13 protein-coding genes and 2 tRNA genes are annotated in these 13,987 nt (G+C 70.5%); 9 read left to right on the plus strand and 6 right to left on the minus strand.

Annotation, left to right across the window (positions count from 1 at the left end; genetic code table 11):
• Window positions 1-178: 178 nt before the first annotated feature.
• The 4 genes from DVK44_RS23555 (at window position 179) to DVK44_RS23570 (ending at window position 3,310) form a co-directional block, all read left to right on the plus strand.
• Window positions 179-1,291 carry an SDR family oxidoreductase gene (locus DVK44_RS23555; RefSeq protein ID WP_114661498.1) on the plus strand — a complete coding sequence of 371 codons (1,113 nt, stop codon included), beginning with the start codon at window positions 179-181 and terminating at the stop codon, window positions 1,289-1,291.
• 67 nt (window positions 1,292-1,358) lie between these two features.
• On the plus strand, window positions 1,359-1,817 hold the full coding sequence (locus DVK44_RS23560; protein ID WP_114665381.1) for a molybdenum cofactor biosynthesis protein MoaE: 459 nt from the start codon (window positions 1,359-1,361) through the stop codon (window positions 1,815-1,817).
• A 196-nt stretch (window positions 1,818-2,013) separates the two neighbouring features.
• On the plus strand, window positions 2,014-2,196 hold the full coding sequence (locus DVK44_RS23565; RefSeq protein WP_114661500.1) for a hypothetical protein: 183 nt from the start codon (window positions 2,014-2,016) through the stop codon (window positions 2,194-2,196).
• Between the two features lie 25 nt (window positions 2,197-2,221).
• Window positions 2,222-3,310 (plus strand): YlbL family protein, encoded by a 1,089-nt coding sequence (locus tag DVK44_RS23570; RefSeq protein ID WP_114661502.1) that lies wholly within the window; start codon window positions 2,222-2,224, stop codon window positions 3,308-3,310.
• Between the two features lie 53 nt (window positions 3,311-3,363).
• On the opposite strand, the gene DVK44_RS23575 is transcribed toward DVK44_RS23570, so the two are convergent.
• Window positions 3,364-3,924 carry a PPA1309 family protein gene (locus DVK44_RS23575; RefSeq protein WP_114661504.1) on the minus strand — a complete coding sequence of 187 codons (561 nt, stop codon included), beginning with the start codon at window positions 3,922-3,924 and terminating at the stop codon, window positions 3,364-3,366.
• A gap of 182 nt (window positions 3,925-4,106) precedes the next feature.
• On the opposite strand from DVK44_RS23575, the gene DVK44_RS23580 reads away from it, so the two are divergent.
• From DVK44_RS23580 to DVK44_RS23595, 4 genes are all read left to right on the plus strand, one after another.
• Window positions 4,107-7,082, plus strand: a complete 2,976-nt coding sequence (locus DVK44_RS23580) for a UPF0182 family membrane protein (protein WP_181957667.1) — start codon at window positions 4,107-4,109, stop codon at window positions 7,080-7,082.
• 43 nt (window positions 7,083-7,125) lie between these two features.
• A tRNA-Met gene (locus tag DVK44_RS23585) sits at window positions 7,126-7,199 on the plus strand.
• Between the two features lie 210 nt (window positions 7,200-7,409).
• Window positions 7,410-9,371: a tetratricopeptide repeat protein gene (locus tag DVK44_RS23590; RefSeq protein WP_114661515.1), complete on the plus strand. Its 1,962-nt coding sequence runs from the start codon at window positions 7,410-7,412 to the stop codon at window positions 9,369-9,371.
• Between the two features lie 54 nt (window positions 9,372-9,425).
• Window positions 9,426-9,499: transfer RNA gene (locus DVK44_RS23595), tRNA-Met, on the plus strand.
• 120 nt (window positions 9,500-9,619) lie between these two features.
• Here the strand turns inward: DVK44_RS23595 and DVK44_RS23600 are convergent.
• The 3 genes from DVK44_RS23600 to hisN all read right to left on the minus strand — a co-directional run bounded on the left by DVK44_RS23600 (window position 9,620) and on the right by hisN (window position 11,605).
• Window positions 9,620-10,036, minus strand: coding sequence for a Fur family transcriptional regulator (locus tag DVK44_RS23600; RefSeq protein WP_114661517.1), 417 nt, complete (start codon window positions 10,034-10,036; stop codon window positions 9,620-9,622).
• 87 nt (window positions 10,037-10,123) lie between these two features.
• Complete coding sequence (locus DVK44_RS23605) at window positions 10,124-10,528, minus strand: CBS domain-containing protein (protein WP_114661519.1); 405 nt, start codon at window positions 10,526-10,528, stop codon at window positions 10,124-10,126.
• 276 nt (window positions 10,529-10,804) lie between these two features.
• Window positions 10,805-11,605 carry a histidinol-phosphatase gene (gene hisN / locus DVK44_RS23610; RefSeq protein ID WP_114661521.1) on the minus strand — a complete coding sequence of 267 codons (801 nt, stop codon included), beginning with the start codon at window positions 11,603-11,605 and terminating at the stop codon, window positions 10,805-10,807.
• Between the two features lie 238 nt (window positions 11,606-11,843).
• Here hisN and DVK44_RS37955 point away from each other — a divergent pair, with 238 nt between their 5' ends.
• Entirely contained in the window at window positions 11,844-12,602 is a 759-nt protein-coding gene (locus DVK44_RS37955; protein ID WP_114661523.1) for a TetR/AcrR family transcriptional regulator, read from the plus strand.
• Here the strand turns inward: DVK44_RS37955 and DVK44_RS23620 are convergent.
• Both DVK44_RS23620 and rsgA read right to left on the minus strand, forming a co-directional pair.
• Entirely contained in the window at window positions 12,568-12,891 is a 324-nt protein-coding gene (locus tag DVK44_RS23620; protein ID WP_114661525.1) for a DMT family transporter, read from the minus strand. The genes DVK44_RS37955 and DVK44_RS23620 overlap by 35 nt on opposite strands.
• An 85-nt stretch (window positions 12,892-12,976) precedes the next feature.
• A complete protein-coding gene (gene rsgA, locus DVK44_RS23625; protein ID WP_114661527.1) occupies window positions 12,977-13,987 on the minus strand; it encodes a ribosome small subunit-dependent GTPase A in 1,011 nt (336 codons plus the stop codon).

A 13,987-nucleotide genomic window follows, 5' to 3' on the forward strand; every position in this document is an offset into this window, starting at 1 on the left:
GTGAGAGCGGGGCACCGCGTCCGGGCGCCGCCGGCTCTCACCGGCCGAAAGCGGACCGACATCCCGTTGGCTTCCGGGCTCGGTGCTTCGTCGGTGGACGGCCTGCGGCAGGATGGACGTCACCTGGTACGTACGCGTCATTCACGTACGTATTGAAGACAACCGCTGGAGACGCCCGGTGAGTTCCCGAGATCCGCAGGTTCGCGCAGCGCGAAACCACTCAACCCCGACCCCGTCCCGCGGCCCCGTCGTCGCGGTGACCGGCGCCGCCTCCGGCGTCGGTGACCTGCTCACCCGGCGCCTGGCCGCGTCCGAGGAGATCAAGCAGGTCATCGCCATCGACGAGCGCAGAGGAGAAGTCTCCGAGGCGCAGTGGTACATCCTGGACGTCCGTGACCCGGCCATCGCGGAGAAGCTCCGCGGCGCGGACGTGGTGGTGCATCTGGCGCTCGATCTCGACCTGGAGACCGACGCCGCGGCCCGCACCGCGTACAACGTACGCGGCACACAGACGGTGCTGACGGCGGCGGCCGCCGCCGGTGTGCACAGGGTCGTGCTCTGCACCTCGGCCATGGTCTACGGCGCCCTGCCCGACAACGACATCCCGCTCTCCGAGGACGCCGAGCTGCGCGCCACCGCCGAGGCCACGGGCGTCGGTGACCTGCTGGAGATCGAACGTCTCGGCCGCCGCGCGCCGCGCGCGCACCCCGGCCTCCAGGTGACGGTCGTCCGGCCCGCCGTCCTGGTCGGCGGCACGGACACCGCCCTCACCCGCTACTTCGAGTCGCCCCGGCTGCTCGTCGTGGCGGGATCCCGGCCCACCTGGCAGTTCTGCCATGTCGAGGACCTGGTCAGCGCGCTGGAGTACGCGGCGCTCGAAAAGGTCGAGGGGGAGCTGGCGGTCGGCTGCGACGGCTGGCTGGAGCAGGAGGAGGTCGAGGAACTCAGCTCCATCCGAAGGATGGAGCTTCCCTCGGCGGTCGCCCTGGGGGCCGCCGCGCGGCTGCACCGGATCGGTCTGACGCCCTCGCCGGCCGGAGACCTCGCCTACACGATGCACCCCTGGGTGGTCAGCGTCAGCCGGCTGCACGACGCGGGCTGGCGGCCCCGGTGGACGAACGAGGAGGTCCTCGCCGCGCTCCTGGAGGAGGTCGAGGGCCGCCACACGGTCGCCGGCCGCCGCCTCGGCCGCAAGGACGCCACCGCGGCGGGCGCCGCGGGCGCGACGGTGGCCCTGCTCGGCACGGCGGCGCTCGTACGGCGGGCCCGCAAGGCTCGCCGCCGGCTGTAGGGCGGACCGGCGGCTGTGAGGCGCCGCCGTTTCCGGGCTGTCGGTGCCGTACGGCACGATGGACACCATGGCGAACACGTACCTCCACCCCGGCGAGCGGGCCGCAGAGGACCCCATCCGGCTGCTGGCGATCCGCGACACCCCGCTGAGTGTCGACGAGGTCTTCCGCGCGGTCGGCGACGACGCGGCGGGCGGCACGGCGCTCTTCGTCGGTACGGTGCGTGACCACGACCGGGGCTCCGATGTCGCGGCCCTCGGCTACACCGGTCATCCGTCGGCCGAGGCGGAACTGCGCAAGGTGGCGGAGAAGGTCGTCGCCGATTTCCCGGTCCGCGCGCTGGCGGCCGTCCACCGGGTGGGGGACCTGGCGGTCGGGGATCTGGCGGTGGTGGTCGCGGTCTCCTGCGCGCACCGGGGGGAGGCGTTCGAGGCGTGCCGCAGGCTGATAGACGACCTCAAGGAGCGGGTCCCGATCTGGAAGCAGCAGAAGTTCACGGACGGGACAGAGGAATGGGTGGGCGCGTAGCGCCTCGTTGAGGGGCGGTGGTCGGGCGACGGGAGGGCGGGTGGGGGCGTAGCCCTCGTTGAGGGGTGGTGGCCGGGCAGTACCCGTACGGCCCGATTTGCGTAACCGCCTTCGTGGCAGCAGCGTTGGGGGGAAGCAGATGGTTAATCTGCTGATCGGTCCGTCCACAAGACGCTTGATGAGTCGGGAGGCCGGCATGGCCGCACTCGCCTGGTTGCTGATTCCACTGTTCGCCGTCGTAGGCGCGGCGATATGGGGAAGCTGGGCATCGAGAGACCGTACGACCGGCGACATAGCCGAGCTGAACGGCTATGCCCGGTTCCGTGACGCGATGGAGAAGGCGGGAGCGCCCGGCGCACCGGCCCCCGAGGTGCACTGACAGACCCTTCCCGTACTGTCGTTCCATGCCACGCCGCACCGCGACGATGCTCGCCTCCACCCTCCTCCTCATCGCGCTGCTCTGCGCGGGAGTGCTGATCAAGGTTCCGTACGCGGAGATGAGTCCCGGGCCCACGGTGAACACGCTCGGTGAGGCCCGTGGCGAGCCGGTGCTGCACGTCGCCGGCCGCAAGACGTACCCGACCTCCGGCCATCTCAACATGACGACGGTCAGGGTCACCGGCGCGGACTACGACATGAACATCGTGGAAGCGGTCTACGGCTGGCTGGCGCACGACAGCATCGTCGTCCCGCACGACACCCTGTATCCGGACGGCAAGACGGAAGAGCAGTCCACGCAGGAGAACGCCGAGGAGTTCAGCCAGTCCCAGGAGAGCGCCAAGGTGGCCGCGCTGCGGGAGCTGGAGATTCCGGTCTCGTCGTACACGATCGTCTCGTCCGTGCTGAAGAACAGCCCCTCCGAGGGCACGCTGCACGCCGGGGACGTGATCAAGGCCGTGGACGGTACGGCGGTGAAGGCGCCCGCGGATGTCGCCAAGCTCGTCACCGAGCACAAGCCGGGCGAGGACGTCGTCTTCACGATCGTCCCCGCCAAGGCGGCGAAGGCGGCGGAGAAGGCCGGCAAGGAGCCCGACGCCTCCGAGAAGGTCACGATCACCACCAAGAAGTCCGACGACGGCGACCGCGCCGTCGTCGGCATCCAGGCCGGTACGGACCACACGTTCCCGTTCACGGTCGACATCAACCTCGCGGACGTGGGCGGGCCGAGCGCCGGCCTGATGTTCGCCCTCGGCATCGTCGACAAGCTCACGCCCGGCTCGCTCACGGGCGGCAAGTTCATCGCCGGTACGGGCACGATCGACGACGCCGGCACGGTCGGCCCGATCGGCGGCATCGGCATGAAGCTGGTCGGCGCGCGCAACGCCGGGGCGCGGTACTTCCTCACCCCGGAGCAGAACTGCGCCTCGGCCGCCGCCGACATCCCGGCCGGGCTGACCCTGGTCAAGGTGAAAACGCTGGCCGACGCCAGAAGGTCCCTGGAGAAGATCAGCGCCGGGGAGACGACCGGTCTGCCGAGCTGTTCGGCATCCTGACGACCGGACGTCCCCCGTCCGAGACGCGGTTGGGCTAGGACTCGAAGGCTGAGCTAGGACTCGAAAGTGGCGGAGAGCGCCTCGGCCAGGCCCGGGACCAGCCCCGCGCCCGTGAGCACCTCCGTCGCCGAGTCCTTCTCGCGCAGCCGTACCGCGGACTCGCGGGTGCCGTCCCGCAGCACGGCGACCGTCATCCGTACCTCCTGCCGCTCCGGGTGGGCCGCGACCCACTTGGCGAGCGCGGCCTCGTCCAGACCGTCCGGTACGGACGCCTCCGCCGACGGCGGCAGCATCAGCCGCTCCACCGTCATCGCGCAGCCCGCCACCGCCCCGGGCCAGGCGATGGTGGCGAGGAACTCGTCGAGCGGGGTGCCGGACGGGATCTCGTCCTGCTCCACCGGGGTGAGGGGCGCGACGGCTCCGCCGTCGTCGTCGAGCCCGAGCTGGGCCGCCAGCGCCGGTTCGTCGGCGCGCAGCCGGGTGGTGTCGACGAGCGCGAAGAGCCGGGCGGGCCGGTCCCAGCCGAGCCCGGAAGCGTACTCGTCGATTTCGAGAACCGCGCGGGTCAGCGGGCTCGCGGCCATGGGTGTGCCCGAGGGCGAAACATTGGACATGGTCAATATCCTGCCTCCTTCGGACCCCGGTGCGGGAACTAGGTAAAGCCTCAGTAAGTTGCATGAGTGGGCTCTACGATCGCTGGGCCCGCTACACACGCCGAATTAACCGCTGAATCGCACGACACAACCCGCTGAATCACACGACCGCGAACTTCGAGGTGCGCACGTTGGCTTTCCAGATGCCGGACCGCGGCGGAGGCCCGACCGGGCCACGGATCAGAGTGGGCCGGCCATCCCGTCGGGCCCGGACCCTGCTCATGACACTGGGCGTACTGGCCGTACTGGCCATGCTCTTCGTCATGTTCTCGGGGTTCTGGACCGACTGGCTCTGGTACCGCTCGGTGAAGTACTCATCTGTTTTCACCACCACTCTCTGGACCAAGGTCGGTCTGTTCGCGGTCTTCGGACTGCTGATGGCCGCTGCCGTCGGACTGAATATCTGGCTGGCGCACCGGCTCCGGCCGCCGCTGAGCGCGATGTCGCTGGAGCAGCAGAACCTCGACCGGTACCGGATGGGCATCGCCCCGTACAAGAAATGGGTGCTGCTGGCGATCACGGCCCTGATCGGGCTGATCGCCGGTGCCTCCGCCGCCGGTCAGTGGCGTACGTGGCTGATGTGGGTGAACGGGGTGCCCTTCGGGCAGAAGGACCCCCAGTTCAAGATGGACGTGTCGTTCTACGCGTTCGATCTTCCCTGGTACCGCTTCCTGCTGGCCTTCGGCTTCGCCGCGGCCGTGCTGTCGCTGATCGCCGCCGCGCTGACGCACTACCTGTACGGCGGGCTCCGCGTCACCAGCCCGGGCGCCCGCGCGACGGCCGCGGCCACCGGGCATCTCTCGGTGCTGCTGGGCTTCTTCGTCTCGTTCAAGGCCGTCGCGTACTGGCTCGACCGGTACGGCCTGGCCGTGAAGTCCAGCGACTTCAAGGCGGCGGGCAACTGGACGGGACTGCGGTACGTCGACGCCAACGCCTATCTGCCGGCGAAGACGATCCTGTTCTGCATCGCCGTCATCTGCGCCGTGCTGTTCTTCGCGACGCTCTGGCGCCGCACCTGGCAGCTGCCGATGATCGGCTTCGGGCTGATGGTGCTGTCGGCGATCCTCATCGGCGGTCTCTACCCGGGGATCGTGCAGAAGTTCCAGGTCCAGCCGAACGAGCAGGCCAAGGAAGCGCCGTACATCAAGAAGAACATCGACGCCACGCGCGAGGCGTACGGCATCGACACGGCCGAGGTGCAGGACTACGGCGGCAAGGGTGACTCGACGCGCAAGGCCGAGCAGCGCAAGGCGGCCGACACCGCCGCCAGCTACCGGCTCGTCGACCCCAATGTGGTCTCGCCCGCGTTCCAGCAGCTCCAGCAGGAGCGTCAGTACTACAAGTTCCCGACCACGCTGGACGTCGACCGGTACACCGACGCCGACGGGAAGCCCCAGGACACCGTCGTCGGTCTGCGCGAGCTGGACATCACCGGCATCCCGAAGCGCAACTGGATCAATGACCACTTCACGTACACGCACGGATACGGTCTGATCGCGTCCAAGGGCACCAACACGGTGACCGACGAGAACGAGGGCACGGTCGGCGCGCCCGACTTCACGGAGTCCGGGCTGCCGACGACCGGTGACATCGGCAAGTACGAGCAGCGCATCTACTACGGCGAGCGCACCACGCAGTACTCGATCGTGGGCGGCCCCCAGAAGGAGCTGGACTACGAGAAGAACGGCGAGCGGACGACGAGCTACAAGGGCGACAGCGGTGTCGACCTCTCCAACCCGCTGAACCGCGCGGCGTACGCCGTGGCGTTCAGCGAGCCGCAGATGCTCTACTCCGGCGCCATCGGCGAAGGCTCGCGGATTCTCTACAACCGCACGCCCAAGGACCGCGTCGAGGCCGTCGCGCCCTGGCTGACCATCGACGGCGACTCCTACCCGGCCGTGGTCAACGGCCGGATCCAGTGGATCGTCGACGCGTACACGACGACGAACGGCTACCCGTACGCGTCGCGCACCACGCTGGGCGACACCACGGCCGACTCGCTGACCGACAGCCAGCGCGCGGTCGTCGCGCAGCAGAACCAGGTCAACTACATCCGCAACTCGGTGAAGGCGACCGTCGACGCGTACGACGGCACGGTCAAGCTCTACGAGTGGGACACCAAGGACCCGGTCCTGAAGACCTGGATGAAGGCGTTCCCCGGCACGGTCAAGCCGAAGAGCGACATCGACCCCAGCCTGCTGGCCCATATGCGCTACCCGCAGGACATGTTCAAGGTGCAGCGCGAACTGCTCACCCGCTACCACGTCACGGACGCCGCCCAGTTCTACAGCGGCAGTGACGCGTGGCAGGTGCCGGACGACCCGACCAACCGGAAGGCGAACTCGGTCCCGCCGTACTACCTGAGCCTGAAGATGCCCGGGCAGGACAGCCAGAAGTTCTCGCTGACCACCACGTTCACGCCCAACGGACGCCCCAACCTGGGGGCGTTCATGGCGGTGGACGCGGATGCCACCAGCAGTGACTACGGCAAGATCAGAGTCCTGAGAGTGACGTCCACGGTCCAGGGGCCGCAGCAGGTGCAGAGTGAGCTGAACGGTGTGCCCGAAGTCGCCGAGTTCGTCAGGAACCTGAGAGGTACGGACTCGGACATCGAGTACGGCAACCTGCTGACGGTGCCGCTCGACGGGGGCTTCCTCTACATCGAGCCGGTGTACGCGCGCGGTGGCAGTGCCAACTACCCGCTGCTGAAGAAGGTGGCCGTCTCCTACGGAGGCAAGCCGGTCTTCAAGGACAGCCTGCCGGAGGCGCTGAACGCGGTGTTCGGGGCCGAGAGCACGGAGGAGCCGACGACCCCGACGACTCCGCCGACGGGCGAGCCCACCAAACCGCCGGCCACCGGTGGCAAGGCGCTCCAGCAGGCCATCTCGGACGCCCAGAAGGCGTACGAGGCCGGTGAGGAAGCGCTCAAGAAGCAGGACTGGACGGCGTACGGCAAGGCCCAGAAGGACCTTCAGGACGCGCTCCAGCGGGCCGCCGACGCGGACACGAGCACCAGCTCGGGTTCGGGCTCCGGTTCGTCCTCGGGATCGGGTTCGGGCTCCGCATCCGACAAGGAGTCCGACTCCAGCGCGGACTCCGGTTCGGACTCCGGCGGCTGACCAGGGCTCCATCTCGCGCCGTGGTACGGTTGGGACACAACGGCGCGGGGTGGAGCAGCTCGGTAGCTCGCTGGGCTCATAACCCAGAGGTCGCAGGTTCAAATCCTGTCCCCGCTACTACAAGACAAGGGCCCGGATCCTTATCAAGGATCCGGGCCTTTGCCATGTGCCCGATCCGACGGGTCCGATCCGAAGTGCGTTTCAGGTGGGGCACGTTGGTCTCGCGGGTGTTTGACTTGTCTCTCTGTGGGCATGTCGACAAAACGCTGAAGTGACCTTGGCGGGTCGCGGCTTACCGACTGTACGTGCGTGGCAGGTGATGCGACGATGGAAAATATGGGGGATAGGGCAACTCTGTTGGAGACAGGGCGGTTTGTGCAGCGACACGAAGAGAGCGCTGACAGCGCTGCCGGCACCGCCGGCACGGAAGAGACCGCCGACGCCGAGGCGCGCCACCGACGCGCCGCCGACGCCGGTGACACCGCGTCGATGAGCGTGCTCGGCGCACTGCTGCTGCGCCGGGGCGATCTCGACGCCGCGGAGCCGTACTTGAGAGCGGCCACCGCCGAGGGCGAGCGCGCCGCCGCCAACAACCTCGGCGTCCTGCTCCACCAGCGCGGCTATGTCGACGAGGCGGCCGGCTGGTGGCGGATCGCCGCCGTCGCCGGATCCGCCCCCGCCGCCCACGCGCTGGGCCGGCACTACCGCGAGCTGGGCGACGACCCCGCCGCCGAGTACTGGCTGCGCCAGTCCGCCGAGCAGGGCCACGCGCTCGGCGCGTACGCGCTCGCCGATCTGCTGGAGCACCGCAGCGACGTCGGCGCCGAGCGCTGGCTGCGCGCCGCCGCCGACCAGGGCCACCGCGAGGCCGCCTACCGGCTCGCCCGCGCCCTGGAGCGACGGGCCCGCGAGACCGCGCGCTCCGGCGCCGACGTGATGTACCGCAGCGGTACGGGCCCGCCCACCTCGGGCCGTATCCGGCTGAGCATGCCGCCGGTCCGCCCCATGGACACCGGTACGGGCATGAGCACCACCGGCATCAGGGAGGCGGCCGGCGCCGGCGCGGCGCTCGGCTCCACGCTCATCACCGAGGCCACCCAGTGGTACCGGCAGGCCGCCGCGCGCGGCCACCGCCGGGCCGCGCTGCACCTCGGCGCGATCCTGGAGAAGCGCGGCGAACTCAAAGAGGCCGGCCGCTGGTATCTCAGCGCCGCCCGGGACGGCGAGTCACGCGCCGCGTGCGCCCTCGGCTTCCTGCTGCGCGACGCCGGTGACGAGGAGAGCGCCGCCGTCTGGTGGCTGCGCGCCGCACAGGAGGGCGACGGGAACGCCGCCAACGCCCTCGGCGCGCTCCACGCGGCCCGCGGCGAGCAGCAGACCGCCGAGCGCTGGTACCGGGCCGCCATGGACGCGGGCGACGTCAACGGCGCGTACAACCTGGGCCTGCTCTGCGCCGCCCAGGACCGTACGGCCCAGGCCGAGCAGTGGTACCGGCGCGCCGCGTACGCGGGCCACCGCGAGGCCGCCAACGCGCTCGCCGTCCTGCTGCTCCAGGCCGACGACCCGACGGGCGCCGAGCCGTGGTTCTCCAAGGCCGCCGAGGCGGGCAGCGTGGACGCCGCGTTCAACCTGGGGATCCTCTACGCGGGCCGGGACGACGACGGCGCGGCCCTGAGCTGGTACGAGCGCGCCGCCGCGGCCGGCCACACCGAGGCCGCCCTCCAGGTCGGCATCGCCTGCCTGCGGGACGGCGACGACCGCTCCGCCGAGCGCCATCTGCGCTGTGCGGCCGGCGGCGGCAGCGCGGAGGCCGCCTTCCGGCTCGCCACCGTGCTCGACGCGCGCCAGCCCCCGCCGGGCCCGCCCGCACTCGGGGAGCCGCACACGGTGAAGAGCGAGTGCGAGCAGTGGTACGAGCGCGCCGCCGAGCAGGGACACCGCCGCGCCCAGGTCCGGGTCGGCATGCTCGCCGCCGCGCGCGGGGACAACGCGAACGCCGCGCGCTGGTACCGGGAGGCGGCGGAGGCGGGCAGCCGCAACGGCGCCTTCAACCTCGGGCTGCTGCTCGCCCGCGAGGGCGGCGAGCGCGAGGCCGCCCTGTGGTGGACCCGCGCGGCCCAGGCCGGCCACGGCCGCGCCGCCCTGCGCCTCGCCCTGCTGGCCGCCCGCAGGGGCGAGCTGACCGAGGGGCAGCGCTGGTGCGCGCGCGCCGTCGAGCTGGGCCCCGCCGAGGTCGCGGAGCGGGCCGCCCGGCTCCGCGAGGCGCTCCACCAGGAGCTGACCGCGTAGCGCTCATATGAATTTGCGCTGGTCGGCGGGGTGACGTAATGTTGCATTCAACGGCGCGGGGTGGAGCAGCTCGGTAGCTCGCTGGGCTCATAACCCAGAGGTCGCAGGTTCAAATCCTGTCCCCGCTACTGAAATCGAAGGCCCGGATCTCACAAGAGATCCGGGCCTTCGATCATTTCCAAGAACGTAGAGAAGCGCCGCCACCTGTTGGGTGACGGCGCTCTCTGGAGCGGGAGGGCCGGGCTGGCCTATGCCGAAGCGCAGTTCGGACAGATGCCGCGGTACGTGACCTCGACGCCCGAGATCGTGAAGCCGAAGCGCTCCCCGTCGGGCAGATCGGCCAGCGGGTCGCCCGCCGGGTGGACGTCCCGGATCGCGCCGCACCGCGCGCACACCAGGTGGTGGTGCGGCCGGTGCGCGTTCGGGTCGTACCGCTTGGCGCGGCGGTCCGTGGTGACCTCGATGATCTCGCCGAGCGTGACCATCTCACCGAGGGTGTTGTAGACGGTCGCGCGGGAGATCTCCGGCAGCCGGGCGACGGCGCGCGCGTGCACCTCGTCGGCGGTCAGATGGACATGGTCCCCGTCGAGCACCTCGGCGACGACACGACGCTGAGCCGTCATGCGCCAGCCGCGTCCGCGAAGTCGTTCCAGCAGGTCACTCATGGGGGTCAGCCTAACAGTGAGGGGCCGCGTCCCGAACGAGTGCGACTTTGGACCTGGCCTCAGTCTGGACCAGGTCCATGGTGATGGTCAGACATCGGCCAGCACGGCCACCTCCCGTCGGGCCGGTGCCCAGCAGCGGATGATGTCACGTACGGAGACGATGCCGACCGGCTCGTGGTCGTCGAGGACGATCAGATGCCGGAAGCCGCCCGACGACATGGCCGCCGCGGCTTCCTCCAGCGTCCAGACCGGCGCCGCGAAGACGACGGCGTTCGTGGTGTGCGAGCAGGCGGTCTCCGTGTCGGGACTCTGGCCCGCGCCGAGCGAGTTGAGGATGTCGCGCTCGGTGAGGATGCCGATGCCGCAGTGGTCGGTGTCGAGGACGACGGCGGCGCCGACGCGGCGCGCCGACATCAGCCGGGCCGCCTGGCGGAGCGTATGCGTGGGCCCGATGGTCAGGACCACCGAACTCATGGCGTCACGGACAAGCATGGGTGGAGCCACCTCCTGGGAGGGAGTGGGGGAGCCCCTGAGAGAACGAGGGGAACGAGAAATGATTCACAAGTTCACAAGTGGGGGGACTCTCAGAGTCGCACTCTTGGGCTGACTCAACAAGAGGTGGCAGGGAGCGGAGGGGGGTGGAGCCGGGGCGCCCGAATGTACGACAAACCACCGAAAAGGCGCGGTGGCGCCTCCCGGTGGGGGCGTACCGCGCATGACAGGAGCGGCGCCCCCGTCAACCGGCGGCGCCCCCGTCGACCCGCGCCGTCAGTAGCGCTGGTTCAGATACCCGAGCAGCTCCTCGTGGAGCACCCCGTTCGACGCCGCCGCGTTGCCGCTGTGCGGGCCCGGGCGGCCGTCCAGGCCGGTGAAGCTGCCGCCCGCCTCCTGGACGACGATCGCCGTCGCGGCCATGTCCCACAGCGACAGCTCGGGCTCGGCGCAGATGTCCACCGAGCCCTCCGCGACCATCATGTACGGCCAGAAGTCGCCATACCCGCGCGTGCGCCAGCACGCTCTGGTCAGATCCAGGAAGCCGTCCAGCCGCCCCTGCTCCTCCCAGCCGGTCAGCGAGGAGTACGCGAACGACGCGTCCCGGATGTGCGCCACTTTCGAGACACGCAGCGGGGTCGCCGATGTCAGACTCCGCCCGGTGTACGCGCCGCCGCCCTTCGCCGCCCACCAGCGCCGGCCCAGCGCCGGCGCCGAGACCACGCCGACGACCGGCTCGTACCCGCCCTCGGCGGCCACCATCAGCGAGATCAGGGTCGCCCATACGGGGACGCCCCGGACGTAGTTCTTGGTGCCGTCGATCGGGTCGATGACCCAGCGGCGCGGGCCCGTGCCCTCGATGCCGTACTCCTCGCCCAGGATCGCGTCGCGCGGCCGTGCCCGCTGGAGGTTGCCGCGGATCAGCTCCTCGGCCGCCTTGTCGGCCTCGCTCACCGGGGTCATGTCCGGTTTGGTCTCGACCTTGAGATCCAGGGCCTTGAACCGGTCCATGGTCACGGCGTCGGCGGCGTCCGCCAGGACATGGGCGAGACGCAGGTCATCGTGGTAATCGGGCATGGGCGTCACAGTAGCGAGCGCCCGCCCCTCCGGGCCACGGGGTCCGCTCCGTGGAAAGCGCACGCCGCCCGGTGGGGGTCAGGTGTGGATATGGCGTGCGATGCGGCGTGAACTCGACGACGGTCTTGACAGACAGCGACGGCCCGTCAACTCTGAGCGCATATTTATGAGTGCATATTCCAATTCGCAGAGCCGATTACCCAGCCGAGCCACGAGCAGAACGGCCCCGGAGACAACGATGCCAACAGCGCGAGAAGCCCTGCTCGACGCCGCCCTCTCCGCTCTCACGGACCTGCCCTGGTCCGCCGTCAGGATGGTCGACGTCGCGTCGGCAGCCGGGCTCTCCCGGCAGACCCTGTACAACGAATTCGGCAGCAAGGACGGGCTGGCCCGCGCGCTGCTGCGCCGCGAGGCGGACCGCTATCTGTACGGCGTGGAACGGCTGCTGAGGGAGCGCGCCGACGCCGCGGACCGGCTGGTGGCCGTCGCCGAGTGGACCGTCGTCGAGGGCCGCTCCAGGCCGCTGCTGCGGGCGCTGCTCACCGGCTGCTGGAACGAGTGGCTGCCGCGGCCCCGGCCCGTACGGCCCAGCGCCACGCCGTCCGTGGTCCCCGCCCAGCGCCGCGCCGACGCGGGCCCGCCGGCCGCCACGGAACTGGTCGCGCTCGTACGGGACCGATCGGCGGCGGCCCTGGGGCGCCGCCCGCCCGAGCCGTCGCGGAGCGAACGCCATGAGCGCCATGAGCGGAACGAGCCGCCGCGCCCCGATCACCTGCGCCCCGATCCGGTGCGCGGCGACCCAGGGCGCTTCGGCCGGGTCCGGCTGGACCAGGGCCGCGCCGAGCTGCTGCACCGCTGCGAGCTGGCTGTACGCCTCGCGCTCGCCCATCTCGTCGCCCCCGGCGGGGACTCCGTGGGGCCGCTGGTCCGGACGGCCGTGACCGCCGTACCGTCCGCGCTGCTCAGTGCGCAGAGCCCGAGAGCTGGAGCCCGATGACACCGATGATCACCAGCGAGATCGAGACCAGTTTGAGGACGGACACGATGTCACCGAGGAAGATCATCCCGTAGATCGCCGTGCCCGCCGCGCCGATGCCGGTCCACACCGCGTAGGCCGGCCCGACGTCCAGCTTGCGCAGCGCCAGCGTCAGCAGACCGAAGCTGCCGAGGGCGAAGACCGCGAAGGCGATCGTCGGCCAGAGCCGGGTGAATCCGTGGGAGAGCTTGAGACAGACGGCGAAACCCGTCTCCAGAATCCCGGCGACGACAACCAGCAGCCACGCCATGGTGAGGGCCTCCCCCTAGTGACCTTGTCCTGCCTGGTGTGATTATGGCCTTACCAGCCCTGGTTGATCGCAAACGCGCGCGCACTCAGTCGCCTTCGCGTCGCTCCCGGGTGGCGAGAAGTCGCCGTAGCGAGTAGAGCCGGGCCGGGTCGGCGTGGCCGTCCGCCACCCACGCGTCGAGCGCGCAGTCCGGCTCGTCGTGGCTGCACGCGCGCGGGCAGCCCTCCGTGCCGGGCACCAGCTCGGGGAAGGCCAGGATGACCCGGGACGGGTCGACGTGGTGCAGCCCGAAGGAGCGGATGCCCGGTGTGTCGATCACCCAGCCCGGCGCCCCGGCCAGCGGCAGCGCGAGCGCCGAGGTGGTGGTGTGCCGGCCGCGCCCCGTGACCGCATTGACCAGCCCGGTCGTACGGTGCCGGTCGTCCGGCACCAGCGCGTTGACCAGGGTCGTCTTTCCGACACCGGAATGGCCGACGAACGCGGTCGTCCGGTCCGTCAGATACTCGCGTACCCGGTCCGCCGCGAAGCCGTCGGCCAGCTCGTCGCGGCGCGTGACGACATACCGGATCCCGAGCGTCAGATACGTCTCCAGCAGCTTCTCCGGCGGCGCCAGATCGGACTTCGTCAGCACCAGCAGCGGTTCGAGCCCCGCGTCGTACGCCGCGACCAGACAGCGGTCGATCAGCCGGGGCCGCGGCTCCGGGTCGGCGAGGGCGGTGACGATCGCCAGCTGGTCGGCGTTGGCGACGACCACCCGCTCGTAGGGGTCGTCGTCGTCCGCCGTGCGCCTCAGTACGGAGGCGCGCTTCTCGATCCGTACGATCCGCGCCAGCGTGTCCTTCTTGCCCGACAGATCACCCACGAGGAAGACCCTGTCCCCCACCACGGCGGCCTTGCGGCCCAGCTCGCGCGCCTTCATCGCCAGCACGGGCCGGTCCTCGACGAGGCAGGTCAGCCGGCCCCGGTCGACGGTCAGGACCATGCCCTCCGACGCGTCCTCGTGCTTGGGCCTGATGTTCGTGCGCGGCCGGTTGCCCTTGGGATTGGGGCGGTGGCGGATGTCGTCCTCGTCCGGGTTCTTGCCGTAGCGGCGCAT

This window comes from Streptomyces paludis, assembly GCF_003344965.1.
In the GTDB taxonomy this organism is placed as follows: domain Bacteria; phylum Actinomycetota; class Actinomycetes; order Streptomycetales; family Streptomycetaceae; genus Streptomyces; species Streptomyces paludis.